Source organism: Ochrobactrum teleogrylli, assembly GCF_006376685.1.
Lineage (GTDB): Bacteria > Pseudomonadota > Alphaproteobacteria > Rhizobiales > Rhizobiaceae > Brucella > Brucella teleogrylli.
Genome location: NZ_VEWL01000006.1, coordinates 71,287 through 92,844, shown reverse-complemented (window position 1 = coordinate 92,844; position 21,558 = coordinate 71,287). Strand labels below are relative to the sequence as shown.

The window sequence follows — 21,558 nt, the reverse complement described above, 5'->3', positions numbered from 1 at the left end:
CCCGTTCCAGATGATTCTTTGGGAGCAACTGGCAACGGTATTAACGAAGTTCGATGGAGCGCAGATGACCCCTTCCCGCAATATCGACCGCCTGCTCGAAATTATGGCCGCCCTTCGAAATCCGGAAACCGGCTGCCCCTGGGATGTGGAGCAGAACTTCCGCTCGATCATGCCATATACGCTGGAAGAAGCCTATGAGGTTCTCGACGCCATCGAGCGCGACGATATGGACGATCTGCGCGAGGAACTGGGCGATCTTCTGCTGCAAGTGGTTTTCCATGCGCGGATGGCCGAGGAACAGGGCAGTTTTGCCTTCGGCGACGTTGTGCAGGCGATTACGCACAAGATGATCCGCCGCCACCCGCATGTTTTTGGCGATGCGCAAGCCCGAAGCGCCGGTATGGCCAAGGGGTCGTGGAACCGGATCAAGGCGGAAGAGAAGGCGGAGCGGGCGGAACGCCGCGCCAATCTCGGGCTTGATACGAGCGAGAGCAACGGTTTTCTTGACGATGTTCCGAATGCCTTCCCTGCCCTCGTCCGCGCTTTGAAATTGCAGCAGAAAGCAGCAAAAGTTGGCTTTGACTGGTCTGAGGCGGCACCGATTCTCGACAAGATTTCGGAAGAAACCGCCGAGCTGAAGGAAGCGATGGCCGCACAGGACAAAGCCAATATCGCGGAAGAATATGGCGACCTGCTCTTCGCCATGGTCAATCTGGGCCGTCACCTTGAGATTGACGCAGAAACGGCGCTGATTTCTGCCAATGAGAAGTTCAAGCGGCGCTTCCATTTCATCGAAAAGACGCTGGATGAGGCAGGAAACAGCCTCGATTCAGCAAGCCTTGAGGAAATGGAAGATATCTGGACCGAAGCCAAGAAAAAGGGGCTTTAACAAGCCCCTCTTACTGATCTTTCCATTTCGGCCGGAACATCTGATAGACGCTCTCCGTCGTGGCGTAATCCATATAACCAAGCCGGGTTACCGGTTTTACCTTGGCGATATCGACAAGGCCGTCAGTCAGAATGTTTTCATCGATATGGACGCCGACGACTTCCCCGATGACCATATAGTTATTGGTCGTCTGGCCTTCCTTGTCCTGCAATCGCCGGATGTCCACGGCGACACATTCCAGTGACGCGTAGGCTTCCTTGACACGCGGAGCGGCAATGATTTTCGACGATGCGCGGGTCAATCCGGCATAGTCGAACTCGCTGACACCACGCGGCGCGTCGACGGATGACGCATTCATATGCGTCTTGAGATGGTCGCTCACCAGATTGGCCGTGAACTCGCCCGTTTCTTCGATAAACGTCACGCTGTCCTTGATGCCACTGGACGAAAACATCACCATCGGCGGCGTGTCGCAGATCGCGTTAAAGAACGAGTATGGAGCGAGATTGACTGCTCCGTCCTTCGAACAGGTGCCGATCCAGCCGATCGGACGCGGCGCGACAATTGCCTTGAAGGGATTATGGGGCAGCGGATGCCCCTCTTTCGGCTCATAAAACATCGATATTTCCTTGTGTTAGGAAATGATTTTAAGGCGATAACTTATCCCGCCCACGGGCCGGAATAGTCGGAAACAATCTTGTCCATATCAGCGCGGGGGCGCTCTGGCATCTTGTTTTCGGCTGTACCAATATGAACGAAACCAGCCACGCGTTCATTCGGCGCGAGACCGAGAAACGCGCGGGACGGCGCGTCATTTGAATACCAGTTGGTGATCCAGTTGGTGGCATAGCCGAGCGCATTGGCAGCAATGCAGAGGTTCATCGCAACGGCGCCAGCTGACAGAAACTGCTCCCATTCCGGGATGCGCTCATGTCCCACTGGGGACGATATGATGCCGATCACCAGCGGCGCGCGCGAGAATCGGGTCAATTCCTGCTCCTTGCGGCCTTCCGGCAGTGGGCCTTCGCGCTCTTCGGCGCGCTTGACCAGCAACTCCCCTACCCGTTTGCGAGCATCGCCGCGGTACAAAATGAAGCGCCAGGGCGTGAGGCGGCCATGATCGGGAACGCGGGCCGCGACCTTGAGCAGTTCGGCCAGTTCTTCACCTTCCGGTGCGGGAGCGCCGATTGCGGAAATCGGCGTGGAACTACGCTGAGCTAGAAAATCGAACACCGGATGCGCCACGGGAAACCTCACGACTGGAACTTGCTAAAACCTGAACTGCCACTCCGGTTTAGAGAGGGCCGCCTCTTCTCGCCCGTCACAGGGGCGGTGTAAAGTCAAAACTCTGGCAAACCGCAGCACAGCCATGGTTAAAAAAATGCCGGTGGCAGAAACGATTTGGCCTTGAATTCGACACCGGCATGGGATCAAAAAAGCTATGTCGGTTTTCAAACTTCTGCCTTGCGTTCAAATATCCCGATACTTTCGCGGCAAATGGGTTGCTGTCGCACTGCTATCCGCGATTCCGGGTGTACCCGCATGGGCGCAGGGTCTCGATCCTGCTGCCGAGGCAAGCAGTGGATTGAACCTGCCTGAACCGCCGCTCGATCTGCCAACGCTCAGCCCCTATGCGTCACCGACGAGCCCGGAAAACAATCCCTTGATGAAAACCAGTGAACTGGATCTCAAGGCACGCCTCGTGGATGATGGCAGCGACATACCAACGGGTTTGGTCTGGCGCGTTTTCTCTCCCAATGTCGGGCCAGACGGACAATTGCCGCTGATCGCCAGTGCACAGGGCGGAAGCGCTGTCTTCAATCTGCCGGAGGGAAGTTACCTCGTTCACGTGGCCTATGGGCGCGCTGGCGCAACCAAGCGCATTACGCTTGGTGGCAACGCCCGACAGGAACTCATGATGCTCGATGCGGGCGGGATGAAGCTGAGTGCGGTTCTGCCCGACAAAAGCAAGATTAACAATGATCTGCTGCGGTTCTCGATCTATGCGGACGAAGACAATAGTGATCGTTCCTTGATCGTTCCCGATGTGAAGCCCAATGCGATCATCAGGCTCAATAGCGGCACCTACCACGTCGTTTCCAATTATGGTTCGGCCAATGCGATCATCCGTGCCGATATTCGTGTCGAAGCAGGCAAACTCACCGAAGCCACGGTCGAGCATCGTGCTGCGGAAATGACCCTCAAGCTCGTGCGCGAACGGGGCGGTGAAGCGCTGGCCGACACGTCGTGGTCCGTTCTCAACGCCTCGGGCGATGTGGTGCGCGAAAGTGTGGGCGCCTATTCCTCGCTGGTTCTGATCGAAGGCGATTATGTCGCCGTCGCAAAGAACAAAGACCGCATCTATCAACGGGATTTCAAGGTTACGTCCGGAAAAAATGAGGAAGTCGAAGTCATTGCCAACAAGGAATCTGAGGCATCTGACGACTCTCTTGATTAGAGATAACCCCGAAAAGACATGTATTTTTTTTTCGGAAGAGATGAGCGTCAATACAAACAATGACAATTTTTAATTAGACAATTATCCATAGCGCGATATTGGCATTTTGAATTTTTATTTTTCAAATAAACTTACATTCGTCCCTTTAATATTTCTTCAAGGTATTCGAATGAAAAAGCTTATTGTTTTGACATTTAGCGTTCTTGTTGCTTCACAAGTCTATGCAGGAGCTGCGGAATTGAGTGTAAATAGTGCGAACCAGGGCATGGCTTCGGTTCAATGTACGGAATTTGGGACCGGATGCCTCCCAGTTCCAGCTAAACGGCTGATTCCCGCAAAGGAATGCAGATTCATACCGTGGTGGCCGTTTTGTATAGAATCGTGAAAATAGAAAAGACCGCGCCAAGGCGCGGTCTTTTTGTTTGGAGCGAGGCGTTTGTTATCTGCCGCCATTCTTGAGGCGGATCAAATCCGGCGGGGTGGCCTCTTCGGTAAGACGGGCAATAGCCTCATCAAGCGTCATCGATTCCTGATCACGAGAGCCGAGGCGGCGCATATTGACTGTCTGTTCTTCCGCTTCACGCTTGCCGCAAACGAGAATGACCGGAACCTTCTGGAGCGAATGTTCGCGAACCTTGTAGTTGATCTTCTCGTTGCGCAGATCGGTGACGACCTGCAAACCGGCAGCCTTCAGCTTGGCGGCTGTTTCGACCGCATAATCATCCGCATCCGAAGTGATCGTCGTCACCACGACCTGAACCGGCGCGAACCAGAGCGGCATGTGACCGGAGAAGTTCTCGATCAGAATACCGAGGAAGCGCTCCATCGAACCGCAGATGGCGCGATGGATCATGACCGGCTGGCGCTTGTCGGATTCCTTGTCGATGTAGAACGCGCCAAAACGTTCCGGCAGGTTGAAATCGACCTGCGTGGTGCCGCACTGCCATTCACGGCCAATGGCGTCTTTCAGCGTATACTCGAACTTCGGTCCGTAGAAGGCACCCTCGCCCGGCAGAATGCCGGTCTTGATGTCGTCTGACTGCTGTTCGATTTCTTCCAGAACCTTCATCATCACGCTCTCAGCGCGATCCCACAGCTCGTCGGAACCGACGCGCTTTTCAGGTCGGGTCGAGAGCTTGATGGTGATCCCTTCGAAGCCGAAATCCTTATAAACCGACAAAATGAGATCGTTGATGCGCAGGCATTCCGCCGCCATCTGCTCTTCGGTGCAGAAGATGTGCGCGTCGTCCTGCGTGAAGCCGCGCACGCGCATCAGGCCGTGCAGAGCGCCGGACGGCTCGTAACGATGGACGTTGCCGAACTCGGCAAGCTTGATCGGCAGATCGCGATAGGATTTCAGGCCGTGCTTGAAAATCTGCACGTGACCTGGGCAGTTCATCGGCTTCAATGCAAAGACGCGGTCGTCGTCGGTATCGTCACCGGCAACCGTCACCTTGAACATGTTGTCGCGATACCAGCCCCAGTGACCGGAGGTTTCCCAGAGCGACTTGTCCAGCACCTGCGGCGCGTTGACCTCCTGATAGCCGTGGCTGTCGAGGCGACGGCGCATATAGCTCACCAGATTCTGGAACATTTTCCAGCCCTTGGCATGCCAGAACACAACGCCCGGACCTTCTTCCTGAAAATGGAACAGATCCATTTCGCGGCCAAGACGACGGTGATCGCGCTTTTCGGCCTCTTCAAGCATATGCAGGTAGGCCTGAAGGTCGTTGTCGTTTGCGAAAGCGGTGCCGTAGATGCGGGTGAGCATCGGATTATTGGAATCACCGCGCCAGTAAGCACCGGCAACCTTCATCAGCTTGAAGGAATTGCCGATCTGGCCGGTGGAAGCCATATGCGGACCACGGCAAAGATCGAACCAGTCGCCCTGGTAATAGATTTTGAGGTCCTGACCTTCCGGAATCGCATCGACGAGTTCGACCTTATAGGCTTCGCCCTTGTCGGCAAAAACCTGCCTGGCCTTGTCGCGCGACCAGATTTCCTTGGTGAACGGCTTGTTGCGCTGAATGATCTCGCGCATCTTCTTTTCAATCACCGGAAGGTCGTCCGGGGTAAACGGTTCATTGCGCGCAAAGTCGTAATAGAAGCCGTTTTCGATGACGGGGCCAATCGTAACCTGAGTGCCGGGGAAAAGCTCCTGAACGGCTTCCGCCAGAACGTGTGCCGTGTCGTGGCGGATCAGTTCGAGCGCGCGCGGATCTTCGCGGGTCAGAATCTCGATCTTGCCGGAAGCGCCAAGCGGATCGGAAAGATCGCGCACGGTGCCGTCGACGGCATAGGCCACCGCCTTTTTTGCGAGAGATTTGGAGATTGATTCCGCGAGTGCAGCGCCGGTGGTCGACGCATCATAGTCCCGTACGGAACCATCGGGGAATTGCATGGAAACGGTATTCGACATTCTATTCGTCCTTATCCAGTCCCGCCAACGATTGCGGGTGGTTCATGATCATGCGTGCTTGTATCGTGAGGCTTCTAATATTTTTTGTCCGGCCAGTAAAGCACGGCATCCCGACAGGGCTATTTGTCGGGATTTATAAGCCAATTTGTAAATGGGATGTCAGCCCTTGATAGGCAAGCAGTCGATATTCTGCTTTTTCAACTTGGCGCAGGCCTTTTCGGCGGAAGCGGAATCCTTGAAGCCGCCAAACCAGACGCGATAGACCTTGCGGCGCTTGCCGTCCGGCGAAATCTCGCCCTTCAGCCCATGAGCGACCTGATCCACCGCGGGACGGAACTTTTCCTGAAGTTCGTTGGCTCCGGCACGCGTGGGTGTTGCGGCAAGCTGAATGCGCCACGCCGCGCCTGCCGATGCGACGAGATAACCGCCGTCACCCTGTTCGATCTGGGAATCGTCGATCAAGTCCGCAACCGAATCTCTTTTCGGAGCTGCTTTTTGCGCTGGCGCAAAAGCGACCGGCTTTGCCATAGCCACAGCCGTGCCCTCGCCGCTGGCATTGCCATAGCGGGTCAGAAGCTTGGCCATCTGGCCGTCCCGCTCGCCTGCCGACCCGGCGCCCAGAACAACGCCGACAAGATGCTTGCCATCAATGATCGCAGACGAAACAAGATTGTAGCCGGATACATTCGTATAGCCCGTCTTGATTCCATCGACGCCGCCATAACGGTACATCAGATTGTTGTGGCCGTTATAAACCCGGCCGCGATAGGTGAAGGAGCGCTGGGAAAACAGCGCATATTGTTCCGGGAAATCACGGCGCAGCGCCATGCCAAGCACCGCCATGTCGCGTGCTGTGGTGAGCTGCGTCATATTGGCGGTCAGTCCTGACGGATTGACGAAGAAAGTGCTCTTCATGCCGATCTGGCGTGCGCGCTGTGTCATCAAACGCCCGAAGGCCGCTTCGGACCCGCCGATATATTCGCCCATCACAGTGGCAGCATCATTGGCCGAGATGATGATCATTGCATTGACGGTGTCGCGCACGGAAATGGTTTGCTCCGGCTTGAGCCAGAGCTTCATGCGGACTTTCGCAGCGGCATTTTTGGAGACGGGCATCTCGTCATCCCAATGGAGACGACCCGTCTTCAGCGCTTCGAATGTGATGTAGAGCGTCATCATCTTGGCGAGCGAGGCCGGTGCGCGCTGGAGATTCGCGTCGTCCTGACCGAGTATTCGGTTGCTATCAGCGTCGAACACGACCCACGACGGCTTCGCCAATGCTGTGGAGGCACACAGAACGGTGGCTCCAAACGCTACGGAAGCAACGAAACGTGCGAAACGGGACGGCAATGTTAGCATGATGGCTCGCGGATATGGAATTGCTAGCTGGATGTGCAGGCAAATTGCGGCCTGAAAAAGACCATAACGATGCCTCAATTCTTATTCCCTAAGAAACATTGATATCGTTAATGAATTCTAAGCATCGCGTAAAAACATGGGTATTTAGTCGTGAGGAGCCGAACAGCGCCAGTAGCGCCAGGGCAAATACCATTTGAGGTCGCCCGCCAGTTCGCGCGGCACCGGATCGAAACCATGGGTGCCGAACGGGCCACAGCGCATGACGCGAAAAAGCCCCATCCAACCGCCGCTCCACAGGCCGTGGCGGGCGATTGCCTCATAGGCATATTCGGAACAGGTCGGCATATGGCGGCAGGAGTTGCCGATCAGCGACGACAGCGTCAGCTGATAGAGTCGAACGAATGCCGTGCCGAACACCCTCCCCGGCGTTTTGCGCCAGCCATCGGTGAAGTTGCGGCTGTATCGCTTTGCCTGAGGCGGCGTATCAGCCGTGTGGTCTTTACCACAGGAACACATGGCGTCAGGCGGCCTTGGCTTTGTCTTCGATCTGGCGAATGCAATCGACAACAGCATCGAAGGTCAGAAGCGTCGATGCATGGCGGGCCCTGTATTCGCGCACCGGCTCGAAATATTTGAGGTCTTCGAATCGTCCTTCCGGAGCCGGGGCGTTTTCCTTGAGCATGGCATACATTGCACCGCGGACGGCTTTCAGTTCGTCGGCGGTCGCGCCAATGATATTGCGCGCCATGACCGACGAGGACGCCTGCCCCAGTGCACACGCCTTCACCTCATGCGCAAAATCGGTGACGACACCATTGGCCATCTTGAGATAGACGGTGACCGTCGAACCGCACAGTTTGGAATGCATCGTTGCGACGGCATCAGGCTCGGCCAACCGACCGATACGTTCCATATTGCCCGCAAATTCCAGAATGCGCTTGTTGTAAATGTCGTCGATCATATGCGTGAGCCTTCCGCCCGGTATGCTGGCTATGCAGCCTCATGTTCTTACATGGTGCCAGCAGTCAGGAACTTCAAATCCGTAGATAGCGCCAGATTCAGCTGATTTCGAATCCTGCCCCTGCCGCTTTTCATTGCGCCGAAATGATACGAATTTCACAATGGTGACACCAGCCTGAGAAAAAACAAAAAAATGTTTTTCGACGGCAGTTTGAAGTTGCAATTTACTCCCTATATATTAGGCAAGTAATGCCTGCACTTTGGATGGTGTCAGGACGTTGGACTTAAAACTATTGTTGAACGTTCTGATAGTGTGTTTTAGAGCATGATAACGTATAAAAAAGCCTTTGTGCTTTCAGGTATCATGTTTTAGCACAACGCCGTGGTGGCGGCATGAAAACCTGTCCGGTGGGCCTAACCGCCGGATCAATACATCGCCCGCTCGCAAAGCGTATCGTTGTATTGTCCGTTTAACTCGTCTCCTCCCCGAAGGAGACTACTGGAGAATACTGATGGACGCGCGCATCCTCAAAGAAGATGACGAATCCGGCCTGCCTTCGAAGAAGCAGGCAAATGTAACCCCGTTGCACGGCACGCCAACGCAGGCCGACGCGGAAGCGGCAGTCCGCACGCTTTTGCTGTGGGCTGGCGATAATCCGGACCGCGAAGGCCTTCTGGAAACGCCAAAGCGTGTTGCCAAAGCCTATAAGGAGCTTTTTTCCGGTTATGCGGAAAGCCCCGAAGAAGTGCTTGGCACCGTGTTCGAAGAAGTCGCCGGTTATAACGATATGGTGCTGGTGAAGGACATTTCCTTCTTCTCGCATTGCGAACACCATATGGTTCCGATCATCGGCAAGGCGCATGTCGCCTATCTGCCCGACCACAAGGTTGTCGGCCTGTCGAAGATCGCCCGCGTGGTCGATATTTTCGCGCATCGCCTGCAGACGCAGGAAAGCATCACCGCCCAGATCGCCGACAGCATTCAGACCATTCTGAAGCCACGCGGCGTTGCCGTGATGATCGAGGCCGAGCATATGTGCATGGCCATGCGCGGTATCCGCAAGCAGGGTTCGACCACCATCACCACCACCTTCACCGGTGAGATGAAGACCAAGGTGGATGAACAGGTGCGCTTCATGACCCTCTCGCGCAGCAAATAATGCACTGTCCCGAAAGGTTTCGGCTTTTCGGGCATGCATGACCGACGTTTTTCAAATATTTCGAGGCACGTGGTAGAAAGCCCGTGCCTCTTATCCGTTTCAGGCGAGACAATGACGACCTTCCCTGCCCAGCCCTCTGATAAAAAGACGATAGAAGAAGGTGCGGTATTCATGCCGCGCTTCGACGCTTCCGGCCTCATCACGGCTGTCGTCACCGATGAACGGGACGGCGTGCTTTTGATGGTGGCTCATATGAATGCGGAAGCGCTGCGCCTGACGCTGGAAACGGGCATCGCGCATTACTGGTCACGCTCGCGCAACACACTTTGGAAAAAGGGTGAAACGTCCGGTAATCTGCAAAGCGTCATCGAATTGCACACCGATTGCGATCAGGACGCCTTGTGGCTGAAGGTGCGCGTCGCTGGTGACGGTCCCACTTGCCACACCGGACGCCGGTCCTGCTTCTACCGGCAGGTGGTTACCGAGAACGGTGAAACGACGCTGGAAATGGAAGCCGACGGCGCTTGCGATCACGATCATTGATCGTTTTCAATTCGATGTGATGACGCGAATAGGTCTCGCGTCATTAATTTGCAGCATTTATTCTTTGGATACCAAGTTTCGCTAGTCTGAACGAAACGATGAGGTGTCCGTGGTGATGCTTAACTGGGGGGTAAGGCGCAGGACTGTCAGTGTAGACGTCGAAGCACCTGCTCAGGAAGTCATTGAGAAGCCTGAAATCAAGCGTGAGCCGCGCAAGATAGCGCTGGCGCTTGGCGGCGGTGCTGCACGCGGCTGGTCGCATATCGGTGTGCTGCGCGCGCTGGACGAGGCCAATATCAAAATCGAAATGATTGCCGGCACATCCATCGGCGCGCTTGTCGGGGGCTGTTATCTGGCGGGCAAGCTGGACGAGCTGGAAGAATTCGCCCGCAGCCTGACCCGACGCCGCATGTTCAATCTCCTCGACATTACCTTTCGCGGCAGCGGTCTTTTCGGCGGCATGAAGCTCGATGGACGCCTTCGTGAACATCTCGATGGCCTGCGGATAGAAGAACTCACCCGGCCCTTTGTGGCGGTCTGTACCGAACTGCGTACCGGCCATGAGATATGGCTGTCGTCGGGGCCGCTTGTGGATGCCATGCGGGCTTCCTATGCTCTGCCCGGCGTGTTTGAACCCGTGCGCTGGGACGAGCGCGTGCTGGTCGATGGTGCGCTCGTCAATCCTGTGCCGGTTTCCGTTTGCCGCGCCTATGAGCAGCGGCTCGTTCTGGCGGTCAACCTTCATTACGATCAGTATGGCCGCGCGGCGGTCATCAAACACGCGCAGATGCGTCAGGAAAGTCTGCCCGGCGCGATCCATGGTGAAAAGGAAGCGCGTCTGGGAATCACCGGCGTGATGATGGACGCCTTCAACATCATTCAGGACCGCATTTCCCGTGCGCGTATGGCGGGCGATCCACCAGACCTTTCGCTGATGCCTGTGGTTGGCCAGATTGGCCTTGCAGATTTTCACCGCGCTTCCGAGGCAATCGATGCCGGATATGTCGAAACGATCAAACGTCTGGAGGATATCCGGCGTCTTCAGGGCATAGCGGGCTGATTTTTCAGTTTTTCACGAATCTTCTGGAGCGAGGATTCGCGAGTTTGCCGGCTATTCCGGTCGCGTCATGCCTTTTTGACGTGTGGGCGAGTAGCTCTGTGAAGTTTTTCTGAAAAAATATCATCCGAGGGAAGTCTTTGAAAAAGCCCGCAAAATATGGCTTCCTGGCATTTAAGGAGATGACCGTGCTGCGGTTTTGCACATTCTTTTCGAAAAAGATTGGCTGATGATGCAGATGGGGCTTGTACACCCCAAGGTGATTTGCTAAATGCCCACTCGCCGGAGCAATTCGGCTTCTACCACGGGCGGTCGTGGCGGAATTGGTAGACGCGCAGCGTTGAGGTCGCTGTGGGGCAACCCGTGGAAGTTCGAGTCTTCTCGACCGCACCATTCTCTTTATAGAGAGTTGAAATCGTTAGATTTTAAGCAAACGCCCTTTCGGGCGTTTTTGTTTTTCCAAGCTCTGCTATAAACAGTTTCAGCTCCGACTCTCGATATTCTCCTTCTCTTAGATGGCTGTGCTAGGCTGTGGTGACGATTTAATGTTTTGGGATTCCCCCGGACGTGCAAATCAGGTTCAATGCTGATTTTTGGAGATCTGCGATGGATTGCGACTCACTTCGGGACGACCAGTGGGAGCGGATCACCAATGAAGCTGTTGACGAACTGCATCTTGCTGTTGGCGGCACGGCTTATGCCGTCGTCAAGGCGTTCAGCGTCATGGTTGCCGTGGAAGACTGCACCAACGGCATATCAGCAAAGAAAAGCCCCGCCTGAGCGGGATTTTTGATTCATGCCTTGTCCAGCTCCGATCGAACCATTTCGCTATGCTCTCCCAAATTGGGTGAGCGGTGGTCGATTTTAAGCTCGGCATCGGAGAAGCGGGACGGTAATCTCAGTTGTTCCCTTCTTACTCGGCTACCAACCTGTCGGTACTGTCAGTTGCAAATGGTAGGGTTCTCAGGTCATGGTCTTTGCGAGCGGTTTCAGTCCAATCCATGTGATCTTCCGGTTTCAACAAACAGGGAATCGCAAATTGCTGAAATCGCGCAACTTAATTTTCAGTTGGGCTCTTAAACCTGTAGATTCAGGAAGGGTAGGCTATGGCACGTACAACACTCCGTCAACTCAATGGCTTTGACGAGACCCCTGCTCATTTGGGGGACTCGACGTTAATCATGATCGATTTCCAGAACACTTACACTCAGGGTGTTATGGAACTCGATGGCTGGCAACAGGCGCTCGATTCCGCTGCCAAGTTGTTGAAGCGCGCGCGCGAAGCGGGTGCAACGGTGATCCACATCGTCAATGACGGTGGAGTTGGCACTCCATACGACACCCATGCAGAGATTGGGCAGATTCACTCCCATGTGGCCCCGATCGAAAGCGAAGCCGTCGTTGTCAAAACCGCCCCCGATGCATTCGTGGGGACGAACTTGGCGGATCTTCTGAACAGCGCAAGCCACGATAACGTCATCGTCGCGGGTTTCATGACCCATATGTGTGTGTTGTTCACGACGGCAAGGGCTTTCTTGGAGGGGAAGAAACCAACCATTGTTGCCAATGCATGTGCCACGCGGCCGTTGCAAATCAATCTTACCGAAGTTTCATCAGAACAACTGCATCACAGCGCATTGGCAACTATTGCCGATCTCTACGGTGTAGTCGTTCCGAGCGTTGACGAACTCGGATAAAGAAACAGGCGCATCTTGTTGGCACTAGTCATTGCCGTGCCAACAAGAAAACGGGGTATCCGTGGTGCCTTCATTACAAACAAGGGGAACAAATTGAATCATGGAACAGCACAAGCAAGCATGCCCGGTCAAACACGGCGCGGGCCGCCAGCCAATCAGCCAGAGTACACGGTCGCGCTCTCATCATCGCAGGTCAAAAGACATTGATCCGCATGATCTGGACATGACGGAGTTCTGGTCGAGCGAACGGGTCAGAGGCCGCAATGCGATCATTCAGATCGATACCGACATGCAGCATAACTATGCTGCGTTGAAAGCCGAGCTCATCAATCATCTTTCGCCGGTGATCATCGTGAACAACGATGCGAAGGGTGGAGAGTACACGCTGATATTTAATGGCAAAAGGGAGACGCTCCATCCCATCGCTGTGACTTTCGAGTTGGCGAAATCGGTTGCACATGTCCCATTGGGAATATTCACACTGATAGCCCCTTACCTTAATGGATCGGACACCACGGATTGGGTCGCCAAGCTGTCTGAGTTTTCAAGAACGCTTCAGACCGCCAAGCGTCAACTTCGGAGCGCTGATATTCCTGATGAACTGGAGATATCCAGCCGGAAAATTATCAAAGCTGGAGTTGGCTATATCGATAAGACGATTGAATCCGGGCAAATTTCGATCAAGGAATTCAAAAAATTCACCGCTAGCATCCACGACAACATAAGTACGAACATGCGGTTTGCTGCAGATGCGCAGATTAAAGGCGTTAGCCAAACCTTGGAGCGATGGAAGAAGGAAATTGGCGACCGGCACTGGAAGAATCTATATGTTGTAGTTCTATCGATCTGGACGACGTCTGTATTGAATCAAAACTCAATCATCATCCGTGATTTCATGAACCCAAAGCAGGTCGATACACACCTCATTGATTTGCCAACCGCGCAAACGCCGGACGATTACATTTATGTAGCTTTGGACAATCTCGCCAGGATTGTGCAGGACAATGTCGCTGCTGAACTGGTATTCCCAACCGACGAGGATTTGGCAGATGCATTGAAGGGAACGCAGGACCTGCTCTCCGAAATGATTCTGGGAATGCTTGATGATGATTCTTCTAATAACAAATCCGACAGTTGCGAGAATACGGCTTGAAATTGAGCTCGATAAGCATAAAAATTCGTTCATGAATTTTTGCGTTAAAAAACTATCTCAAGAACTATTTTTGAATTCCTGAGGTTATTTTCATCGTATACTCGTTCAGATAACTGAATGAAATTCTGTTAATACATTAGGGTGAAAAAAAATTTTGAGCATTGCCAAGCAGGCATTGGGTGGTCTGTCTTATTTAACGTCAATAAGTTTGGGCGCGCCTATACCAGCAAGATCCGCCGGCGAACGCCAAGCCTAGGCAACGAGTGGTATTTGGTTTAGGCGGTCATCTTTATCAAGGGGAGCGGCATTTTCGTGGCGTGGCTTTGCGCTCAGATTCAAGTAACGATGCCACACAAAGAAAACCCCGCGGGAGCGGGGTTGATCACTTCATTTTCGATCCAGTTCAGACCGGACCATTTCGCTATGTTCGCCCAGATTGGGTGAGCGATGGTCGGTTTTCAATTCTGCATCGGAGAAGCGGATCGGCGTACGCAACCCCGGTACGCCCTGCGGGTCGATCTTCATCCCGCGTACGATGGACTGCGGATGGGCAAAATGTAGATTCCCGAGAATAGCTGAATGTCATGCTTGTCAACACCCTGGTACAATCGTAATCGAGATGTTGGCTGTGGAAATTCCAATACAAATCATGCTGCTGCAGAGCTAAGCTTGCGTTGGGTTACAGCTCACCATTTTGCTCGGAAGCCAAGTGCGCCATTGAATGAATAGCTGTCTGAAAAGTTGTTAAGTGACGTATCTATTCCGCTGTTGGCATATACGGAATATTTATCGTCTCTCCAGGAATAGTTTCCATTGATCCCAATCCCGCCCCAGGTACGGTCTGTTTTGGTATCAAGCTTAATATCTGAAATACGAACTACCGAATCGTCTATCATTTCCTGATATATATTGACGATTCCAGCTACACTAGCCCGACTAAGAGTGCCATTCTGCGAATACCATGAGCGTCCGTGATCAAGGGATAATCCGGCACGTCCTGTTAAGTATTGTCCTTTTGACAGATTTATGTCCACATTCCAGACATCGCGAAAGCGATCAGCCCGAAGCGATGACCAAAGTAACTGTAATTGCGGTATGACCGACCAACGATCACTGATGGCGATTTTCTGTCCCGTTTCAATGCTGAGGGAGTAACCTCTGGCATCCTTATCGTCCGCAATTGATCGCGATGCACTGGAAGAGTAGAAGTCGTTATTGTACCAGTTGATCTGCCCCTGACCATCAACGTAGAATCCATTAGAATTATACTAGGTCAATGTGGCTCCAACACCGCCTCCTTGCGTGTCAACCTGGCCGTTCCATTGCGTAGCTCTGATTTTTGAGCGGGCATTGTCATATTGACCTAATAGGCCACCGATCAGTTTTCCTGTTCCATTTTCATAAAGAAGCGCGTCAAATCCGGCGCGAAGTGTAAAAATATTCGTTTCCTGTTTCAGGCCCGTTGGCGACCACTCTGGCTTCAGATGCGTATGGTCTCCTCCTATACTCGCCCACATGCCATTGCCGTCAATTGCTGAACCGGCTTCAGGAGAAGGTGCGCCATCATTTACCCCTGGCCCGTCTCCCTGTTCGACAATTGAATTTGCCCTTCCGCTCCAGTAACGGTTACCAACACGTTGCTGCAGCGTAGGCAAACGGTTAAGCAACCTCATTGTCTGCACCGCTCCTTCATGGAGTGGAGCACCTGGATTGAGGATGGGAGAGCCATCTTTGTCGCGCGAGCTTAGAAACCAGCGATCATTGGATGCAGCGCCATCATTAAGAATCTTATATGCATGCGCTCCTGCGACGACGGCAGATCTCCCATCATTTGCAACGGCATCCCCTACAAGAGCAAAAGAGGCCCCGGACTGCCCTTGGATCGCTATTACGGTAATCCCTTTTTCAGTCAGTGCACCCGATCCGCCTTTGTTAATCACTCGGACGAAACCACTGCCAATCGTACTCCCTTCAACAAGCAAGCGACTTGTCGCAGACTGGTCTCCACCTAGCACTGTGGCTATTTCCACCGTTCCGCCTTGGGCTGTAAAATTTTTCCGAACAGTCATAGTTCCAAAGCTATTATCGCCGGGCGCTACCGTCCCACCCGCCTGATCAACGATAGATTCCACGCTGCCCGAACCTATCAGTCTGCCGCCTGAAGCCGTCAAAGGGCCACCCAGCGTATCGTTGACAGCCATAGTTCCTTCTTCTACTGAAAACGGCGAAGTATTCGTGTCACCGCTGACATCCCAACGGCTTGTTCCTATTTTGCGGATACTATCGAAGCCGACATATTTGCTGCCGGTTTCATTCGCATCGAAACGGTCGTCGACTGCACCCCCAAGAGCAAGACGATTATTGGAATTGGATATTGCCGTGGCCCGCCCGTCTATGTTCGATGCGGCTCGCAATTCCAGCGTTCCGTTGCTTCCCACAAGCATGATTGCATCCGAAGCTGGCTGAGTTGTTCGCCTTGAATCGCCGGCTTTGGCCGTGCCTGCATTGATTATATAAGCATTATTGCCACCGCGAATACCAGCACCACCGGCACCAAAAAGATTGGATGGAGCAGCCAGACGATCTGGCAAGCCGCCTGTTCCCCCTTCTATCCGCCCCTCATTTAGAAACGTCGCTCCATTTTGAACAACAACACCATCGCCGCCGCCGCCACCACCCTCTACACCGGCGACCTGAATATTCCCTCCGCTGCCGCCAGCGCCCCCAACGATAAGCGCTCCTGCAACATTGGAAAAATAGCCGCCGTTCACGACGACACCGGCACCACCGCCGCCAGATAACGCGTCGGTGACAATACCAGAATTAGTTCGTGCTGCGCCACCTCTACCGCCGATTCCGCCAATTATAACAAGGCCGGAATGCGTTGTTGCCGTCACACCGTCAAGATAAACACCGGCGCCTCCGCCACCGCCGCCCGACCCCCGAGCTGTCGGCCCTCCTGGAATAAAGTCACTTCCCCCATTGTCATTTCCGCCAGCGTTACCTTGGATCACCATCACAGTGGGATCAATTGTCGTCGCGCCGACAGCTCCCCCGATGGTTAATCGACTACCCTGGGCGCCGGGTAAGCCGGCACCACCATTTCCATTGCTTGGTGGGCTAACACCATCGAGCCCGTTACCGCCCCCAAAACCGTTTCCAGTCCCCCCTCGGACGTTGTTATTTATCTGACTTATGCCCGGAATTCCCCCGGGTAGGTCTGTTGCTGTAGCGAGAAGTGTCGACGCAGTCAAAAAAGATGTCGAACCCAGGAAAATAGAAAAAGGTAAATTAGATATTCTCATAAAGTCACCTTAATATTATTAATAATAATTATAACAAGATCGATGAACTCAATCTATAAATATATAAAGCGCTCTACATTTACTGTCTTATCATAATATTGTACTATTTTAATTTATTGAATATTTCGTAATTGTTTTCCCCAAGATTGGGTGAGCGATGGTCGGTTTTCAGTTCTGCATCGGAGAAGCGGATCGGCGTACGCAACCCCGGTACGCCCTGCGGATCGATCTTCATCCCGCGTGCGATGAATTGCGGATCGGCAAAGACATCGGCAACCGAGTTGATTGGCCCGGCCGGAACGCCGATCTTTTCCAGGCGCGCCAGAAGGTCGTCGCGCTTCCATTGCCGGGTGCGTTCTTCCAGCAGTTCTGTGAGTGCGGTCCGGTTGGCGACACGGGCAGCATTGGTGGCAAAGCGCTCGTCGCTCGCAAGCTCTGCAAGGTCCAAGAGACCGACCAGTCGGCCAAACTGGCCGTCATTGCCGCAAGCGATGATGAAATAGCCGTCGGAAACCGGCAGCGTCTGATATGGCGCGATATTGGGATGTGCGTTGCCCATGCGCTTCGGTGACACCCCAGAGGCCAGATAGTTCATGGCCTGATTGGCGAGGACTGCTGACATGCAGTCGAACAGCGCCATATCGATGTGCTGCCCCTTGCCCGTGCGCTGGCGCATGATCAGCGCCGACTGGATGGCAATCACGCTATAAAGGCCGGTGAAAATGTCTGCAAAAGCCACGCCGATCTTCTGCGGTTCACGGTCCGGCTCGCCAGTCAGATCCATGATTCCGCCCATGCCCTGGATCATGAAGTCATAACCTGCCCGTTCGGCATAGGGCCCATCATGGCCGAATCCGGTGATGGAGCAGTAGATAAGGCGCGGATTGACGGCCTTGAGGCTCTCATAATCAAGGCCATATTTATCGAGGCCGCCGAGCTTGAAATTCTCGATGACAATATCTGCATCGGCCACGAGGCGGCGCACCAGCTCTTGCCCTTCTTCCGAGCGGAAATCCGCTGTAATCGAGCGTTTGCCGCGATTGCAGGCATGGAAATAGGCAGCCGACTTCTCGCCTTCGACTTCAATAAAGGGAGGCCCCCATTTGCGCGTGTCGTCGCCTTCCGGGCTTTCGACCTTGATGACGTCCGCTCCCAGATCGGAAAGCGTCTGACCGACCCACGGGCCTGCCAGAATACGGGCCAGTTCAACCACCTTCAAATCGTCAAGCGGTGTGTTCTGCATTTCGGATACCTCGAAAAAGTAGAAAAGCCCGCCCGCGAGAAGCGAGCGGGCCTTGGGAGGGTAGTGCGGGCGGTTACGATCAGAAGAAAGCCTGAATGCCGGTCTGCGCGCGTCCGAGGATCAGCGCGTGAACGTCATGCGTGCCTTCATAGGTATTCACGGTTTCGAGGTTCTGCGCGTGGCGCATGACGTGGTATTCGATCTGGATACCGTTGCCGCCATGCATGTCGCGAGCCTGACGGGCAATATCGAGTGCCTTACCGCAATTGTTGCGCTTGACGATGGAGATCATTTCCGGGGCCATTTTGCCTTCGTCGAACAGACGACCGACGCGCAGCGATGCCTGAAGGCCGAGCGTGATTTCGGTCTGCATGTCGGCGAGCTTCTTCTGGTAAAGCTGCGTGCCAGCCAGCGGCTTGTCGAACTGCTTGCGGTCGAGGCCGTATTGACGCGCGCGGAACCAGCAATCTTCGGCGGCGCCCAGAACGCCCCACGAAATGCCGTAGCGCGCACGGTTGAGGCAGCCGAATGGCCCCTTGAGACCCGAAACATTCGGCAGCAAAGCGTCTTCCGAGACTTCCACGCCGTCCATGACGATTTCGCCGGTGATCGAAGCGCGTAGCGACAGCTTGCCACCGATCTTCGGTGCGGAAAGGCCCTTCATACCCTTTTCGAGCACGAAGCCGCGAATGGCATTGTCATGGGCTGCGGACTTGGCCCACACCACGAACACGTCCGCGATTGGCGAATTCGAAATCCACATCTTTGAGCCGGTCAGGCGATAGCCGCCGTCGATCTTTTCGGCGCGGGTCTTCATGCCTGCAGGGTCGGAACCGGCATCCGGTTCGGTCAAGCCGAAGCAGCCGATCAACTCGCCGGAGACGAGACCCGGCAGATATTTCTTGCGCTGTTCGTCAGAGCCATAGGCGTAGATCGGATACATGACGAGCGAGGACTGTACGCTCATCATCGAACGATAACCGGAATCAACGCGCTCGACTTCGCGCGCTACGAGGCCATAGGCAACATAACCGGCATTGGCCGCGCCATATTCTTCCGGCAGCGTCACGCCGAGAAGGCCAGACTGGCCCATGAGGCGGAACAGTTCCGGGTCGGTGGTTTCGTCGAGATAGGCCTTTTCCACACGCGGCAGCAAAACGTCGCTCGCGAATGCCTTCGCGGAGTCGCGGATCATGCGCTCGTCTTCGGTCAGCTGTTCGTCGAGCAGAAAGGGATCTTCCCAGTTAAAGGCCGTACGCGACATTAGAAATTCTCCTCATTTCAGAATTGACCGGACTATGAACCGCAGGGTGTCAGGCTGCAAACGATGTTTACTCATCGATCTATTCCATTTAGTAATAGATCATGACGACACTCTCGCGACGGCTCCTTCCCTCCACCAGTGCGCTTGCGGCGTTTGACGCTGTTGCGCGGCTTGCAAGCTTTTCTGCGGCTGCAGAAGAACTCGCGCTGACACAAGGCGCGGTCAGCCGTCAGATCGCGACGCTCGAAGAACAGCTTGGCACAGCACTTTTCGACCGCACCAGCCGCCACGTCGTGCTGTCGGATGCGGGACGCGCTTATTTCAATGCCGTTGCGCCTGCCCTTTCGGTTATTCGGGCCGCTTCGCTTCAGGTCATGTCGCAGATGCGTGGCAAGACATTAAACCTCGCTTTTCTGCCCACATTCGGCACGCGCTGGCTCATTCCGCGTATTCCGCGCTTTGTGGCACAATTTCCGGATATTATTCTGAATTTCGCGACCCGTATCGGCCAGTTCGACTTTGACCGTGAAGGTCTGGACGCGGCCATTCACATCGGCCAGCCGGATTGGCCGAATGCCGATTGCGTGTTTTTGATGGATGAAACGGTTGCGCCGGTTTGCAGCCCGGCTTTTTTGAAGGAGAACCCGGTGTCAGCGCCCACCGATCTTCTTCGGCTGCCCTTGTTCAACATGGCTTCGCGACCGGGAGCGTGGGATCACTGGTACCGCAGCCTTGATATCACCGTGCCAGCGCCGGGTGGCATGCGGTTTGAACAGTTTTCCAATGTGTCGCAGGCTTGCATCGCGGGGCTGGGCGTTGCCCTCATGCCGCTTTTTCTGATCCGCTCGGAAATCGACAGCGGGCAGCTTGTGGTGGCCTACCCGCACACGGTCAAAAGCCCCAGCAGCTATTATTTCGTCACACCGAAGGCGCGCGCAAACACGCCAGCAGTCAATGCGTTTCGCGATTGGCTTCTGGGTGAAGTCAATCGCGAATTCGATCCTCACGCAATCGAGTTGCTGACAATCTCGTAGGAGCGCAGGCGCTTCTTGTGATCGTGGATCATGCCGGTGATCATCAACTCATCAGCGCCGGTGCTTTCGGCAAAAGCCTGAATGCCCTTTGCCACCGTTTCAGGCCCGCCGACCACGCGGCACGACAGCATCTGGCGGACAAGCGCCTGGGCTGGCGGGTCGAGTTGCTCCATATAGCCTTCTACCGGGGCGGGAAGCTTACCCGGACGACCGCTTCGCAAGTTCACGAAAGCCTGCAATTGCGAGGTGAAGAGATAATGCGCCTCTTCGTCGGTATCTGCTGCAATCACGTTGAGGCCGAGCATGACGTAAGGCTTCTGCATATATTCCGATGGCTCGAAACGCTCGCGATAAAGCGCGATGGCGCGTTCCATCTCCGCTGGTGCAAAATGCGATGCAAAAGCGTATGGCAGGCCCAGCATGGCCGCAAGCTGCGCGCCGAACAGGCTTGAACCTAGAATCCAGACCGGAACCTCAAGCCCCTCGCCCGGAACGGCGCGGACGCGCTGGGCGGGTTCCGCCGGTTTGAAATAATTGAGCAGTTCAACCACGTCCTGCGGGAATGCGCTGGCATCGCCGTCGAGATTGCGCCGCAAGGCGTGCGCCGTGATCTGGTCCGTGCCGGGTGCGCGGCCAAGGCCGAGATCGATACGGCCAGGAAAGAGCGACGCCAGCGTGCCGAACTGCTCGGCAATCACCAGCGGCGAATGGTTCGGCAGCATGATGCCACCCGCGCCGACGCGAATCGTCGAAGTGCCATTCGCGACATAGCCGATCACGACCGATGTGGCGGCACTGGCAATGCCGGGCATATTGTGATGCTCGGCCAGCCAATAGCGATGAAAGCCAAGTTTCTCCGCGTGCTGTGCAAGCTCAAGCGTGTTGCGCAGAGACTGTCCGGCATCGCTGTTATCGGGAACGGGCGAAAGATCGAGTACGGATAAAGGTATCATGCTGGCTCATATGGGCTTGAATACTGCAGTTACAACTGCCGCAAAGAAATAGGGCACCCTAGAA

General features: G+C 54.6%; 18 protein-coding genes, 1 tRNA gene and 2 pseudogenes. 10 read left to right on the top strand and 11 right to left on the bottom strand.

Annotation, left to right across the window (positions count from 1 at the left end; all coding sequences use genetic code 11):
* Positions 1–64 precede the first annotated feature (64 nt).
* Positions 65–889: a nucleoside triphosphate pyrophosphohydrolase gene (gene mazG / locus FIC94_RS11645; protein ID WP_140024981.1), complete on the top strand. Its 825-nt coding sequence runs from the start codon at positions 65–67 to the stop codon at positions 887–889.
* 10 nt (positions 890–899) lie between these two features.
* Here the strand turns inward: mazG and FIC94_RS11640 are convergent, their stop codons facing one another.
* Both FIC94_RS11640 and FIC94_RS11635 read right to left on the bottom strand, forming a co-directional pair.
* Entirely contained in the window at positions 900–1,508 is a 609-nt protein-coding gene (locus FIC94_RS11640) for a flavin reductase family protein (RefSeq protein WP_140024980.1), read from the bottom strand.
* Between the two features lie 41 nt (positions 1,509–1,549).
* Entirely contained in the window at positions 1,550–2,134 is a 585-nt protein-coding gene (locus FIC94_RS11635; RefSeq protein ID WP_140025079.1) for a nitroreductase family protein, read from the bottom strand.
* 196 nt (positions 2,135–2,330) lie between these two features.
* Here FIC94_RS11635 and FIC94_RS11630 point away from each other — a divergent pair, with 196 nt between their 5' ends.
* Positions 2,331–3,347 (top strand): RgsD C-terminal domain-containing protein, encoded by a 1,017-nt coding sequence (locus FIC94_RS11630; RefSeq protein WP_235891999.1) that lies wholly within the window; start codon positions 2,331–2,333, stop codon positions 3,345–3,347.
* 439 nt (positions 3,348–3,786) lie between these two features.
* Here the strand turns inward: FIC94_RS11630 and thrS are convergent, their stop codons facing one another.
* From thrS to FIC94_RS11610, 4 genes are all read right to left on the bottom strand, one after another.
* Positions 3,787–5,766, bottom strand: coding sequence for a threonine--tRNA ligase (gene thrS, locus FIC94_RS11625; protein WP_140024979.1), 1,980 nt, complete (start codon positions 5,764–5,766; stop codon positions 3,787–3,789).
* 159 nt (positions 5,767–5,925) lie between these two features.
* Positions 5,926–7,125 (bottom strand): D-alanyl-D-alanine carboxypeptidase, encoded by a 1,200-nt coding sequence (locus tag FIC94_RS11620; RefSeq protein WP_140024978.1) that lies wholly within the window; start codon positions 7,123–7,125, stop codon positions 5,926–5,928.
* A 144-nt stretch (positions 7,126–7,269) separates the two neighbouring features.
* Positions 7,270–7,641 carry a membrane protein insertion efficiency factor YidD gene (yidD, locus tag FIC94_RS11615; RefSeq protein ID WP_140024977.1) on the bottom strand — a complete coding sequence of 124 codons (372 nt, stop codon included), beginning with the start codon at positions 7,639–7,641 and terminating at the stop codon, positions 7,270–7,272.
* Between the two features lie 4 nt (positions 7,642–7,645).
* A complete protein-coding gene (locus FIC94_RS11610; protein WP_140024976.1) occupies positions 7,646–8,086 on the bottom strand; it encodes an iron-sulfur cluster assembly scaffold protein in 441 nt (146 codons plus the stop codon).
* A 511-nt stretch (positions 8,087–8,597) separates the two neighbouring features.
* On the opposite strand from FIC94_RS11610, the gene folE reads away from it, so the two are divergent.
* The 7 genes from folE (at position 8,598) to FIC94_RS11580 (ending at position 13,695) form a co-directional block, all read left to right on the top strand.
* Entirely contained in the window at positions 8,598–9,245 is a 648-nt protein-coding gene (folE, locus tag FIC94_RS11605) for a GTP cyclohydrolase I FolE (RefSeq protein ID WP_109369080.1), read from the top strand.
* Between the two features lie 111 nt (positions 9,246–9,356).
* Positions 9,357–9,788 carry a phosphoribosyl-AMP cyclohydrolase gene (gene hisI / locus FIC94_RS11600; protein WP_140024975.1) on the top strand — a complete coding sequence of 144 codons (432 nt, stop codon included), beginning with the start codon at positions 9,357–9,359 and terminating at the stop codon, positions 9,786–9,788.
* 112 nt (positions 9,789–9,900) lie between these two features.
* Positions 9,901–10,848 carry a patatin-like phospholipase family protein gene (locus FIC94_RS11595; protein ID WP_371830782.1) on the top strand — a complete coding sequence of 316 codons (948 nt, stop codon included), beginning with the start codon at positions 9,901–9,903 and terminating at the stop codon, positions 10,846–10,848.
* A 305-nt stretch (positions 10,849–11,153) separates the two neighbouring features.
* Positions 11,154–11,238 (top strand) — tRNA-Leu (locus FIC94_RS11590).
* A gap of 213 nt (positions 11,239–11,451) precedes the next feature.
* Positions 11,452–11,625 (top strand): hypothetical protein, encoded by a 174-nt coding sequence (locus tag FIC94_RS22430; protein ID WP_180917980.1) that lies wholly within the window; start codon positions 11,452–11,454, stop codon positions 11,623–11,625.
* 326 nt (positions 11,626–11,951) lie between these two features.
* Positions 11,952–12,542 carry a cysteine hydrolase family protein gene (locus FIC94_RS11585; protein WP_140024974.1) on the top strand — a complete coding sequence of 197 codons (591 nt, stop codon included), beginning with the start codon at positions 11,952–11,954 and terminating at the stop codon, positions 12,540–12,542.
* A 100-nt stretch (positions 12,543–12,642) separates the two neighbouring features.
* On the top strand, positions 12,643–13,695 hold the full coding sequence (locus FIC94_RS11580) for a hypothetical protein (RefSeq protein WP_210237290.1): 1,053 nt from the start codon (positions 12,643–12,645) through the stop codon (positions 13,693–13,695).
* Between the two features lie 387 nt (positions 13,696–14,082).
* Here the strand turns inward: FIC94_RS11580 and FIC94_RS11575 are convergent.
* The 4 genes and pseudogenes from FIC94_RS11575 to FIC94_RS11555 all read right to left on the bottom strand — a co-directional run.
* A pseudogene (locus tag FIC94_RS11575) lies at positions 14,083–14,250 on the bottom strand (CoA transferase); the annotation flags it as partial.
* 131 nt (positions 14,251–14,381) lie between these two features.
* Positions 14,382–16,139, bottom strand: a pseudogene (locus FIC94_RS22620) (autotransporter family protein).
* Between the two features lie 964 nt (positions 16,140–17,103).
* Entirely contained in the window at positions 17,104–18,243 is a 1,140-nt protein-coding gene (locus FIC94_RS11560) for a CaiB/BaiF CoA transferase family protein (RefSeq protein WP_140024972.1), read from the bottom strand.
* Positions 18,244–18,322: 79 nt separating this feature from the next.
* Entirely contained in the window at positions 18,323–19,507 is a 1,185-nt protein-coding gene (locus FIC94_RS11555) for an acyl-CoA dehydrogenase (protein ID WP_078338624.1), read from the bottom strand.
* A 101-nt stretch (positions 19,508–19,608) separates the two neighbouring features.
* Between FIC94_RS11555 and FIC94_RS11550 the strand changes: the two genes are divergently transcribed.
* Entirely contained in the window at positions 19,609–20,541 is a 933-nt protein-coding gene (locus FIC94_RS11550; RefSeq protein WP_140024971.1) for a LysR family transcriptional regulator, read from the top strand.
* Here the strand turns inward: FIC94_RS11550 and FIC94_RS11545 are convergent.
* Entirely contained in the window at positions 20,511–21,494 is a 984-nt protein-coding gene (locus FIC94_RS11545; protein WP_121536190.1) for an LLM class flavin-dependent oxidoreductase, read from the bottom strand. The genes FIC94_RS11550 and FIC94_RS11545 overlap by 31 nt on opposite strands.
* Positions 21,495–21,558: the final 64 nt, after the last annotated feature.

Excerpts from the sequence above, each read along its gene's own strand:
- mazG (WP_140024981.1), top strand. The coding sequence starts at position 65 with ATGACCCCTTCCCGCAATATCGACCGCCTGCTCGAAATTATGGCCGCC.
- FIC94_RS11640 (WP_140024980.1), bottom strand. The coding sequence starts at position 1,508 with ATGTTTTATGAGCCGAAAGAGGGGCATCCGCTGCCCCATAATCCCTTC.
- FIC94_RS11630 (WP_235891999.1), top strand. The coding sequence starts at position 2,331 with ATGTCGGTTTTCAAACTTCTGCCTTGCGTTCAAATATCCCGATACTTT.
- thrS (WP_140024979.1), bottom strand. The coding sequence starts at position 5,766 with ATGTCGAATACCGTTTCCATGCAATTCCCCGATGGTTCCGTACGGGAC.
- FIC94_RS11620 (WP_140024978.1), bottom strand. The coding sequence starts at position 7,125 with ATGCTAACATTGCCGTCCCGTTTCGCACGTTTCGTTGCTTCCGTAGCG.
- yidD (WP_140024977.1), bottom strand. The coding sequence starts at position 7,641 with ATGTGTTCCTGTGGTAAAGACCACACGGCTGATACGCCGCCTCAGGCA.
- FIC94_RS11610 (WP_140024976.1), bottom strand. The coding sequence starts at position 8,086 with ATGATCGACGACATTTACAACAAGCGCATTCTGGAATTTGCGGGCAAT.
- folE (WP_109369080.1), top strand. The coding sequence starts at position 8,598 with ATGGACGCGCGCATCCTCAAAGAAGATGACGAATCCGGCCTGCCTTCG.
- hisI (WP_140024975.1), top strand. The coding sequence starts at position 9,357 with ATGACGACCTTCCCTGCCCAGCCCTCTGATAAAAAGACGATAGAAGAA.
- FIC94_RS22430 (WP_180917980.1), top strand. The coding sequence starts at position 11,452 with ATGGATTGCGACTCACTTCGGGACGACCAGTGGGAGCGGATCACCAAT.
- FIC94_RS11585 (WP_140024974.1), top strand. The coding sequence starts at position 11,952 with ATGGCACGTACAACACTCCGTCAACTCAATGGCTTTGACGAGACCCCT.
- FIC94_RS11580 (WP_210237290.1), top strand. The coding sequence starts at position 12,643 with ATGGAACAGCACAAGCAAGCATGCCCGGTCAAACACGGCGCGGGCCGC.
- FIC94_RS11560 (WP_140024972.1), bottom strand. The coding sequence starts at position 18,243 with ATGCAGAACACACCGCTTGACGATTTGAAGGTGGTTGAACTGGCCCGT.
- FIC94_RS11555 (WP_078338624.1), bottom strand. The coding sequence starts at position 19,507 with ATGTCGCGTACGGCCTTTAACTGGGAAGATCCCTTTCTGCTCGACGAA.
- FIC94_RS11550 (WP_140024971.1), top strand. The coding sequence starts at position 19,609 with ATGACGACACTCTCGCGACGGCTCCTTCCCTCCACCAGTGCGCTTGCG.
- FIC94_RS11545 (WP_121536190.1), bottom strand. The coding sequence starts at position 21,494 with ATGATACCTTTATCCGTACTCGATCTTTCGCCCGTTCCCGATAACAGC.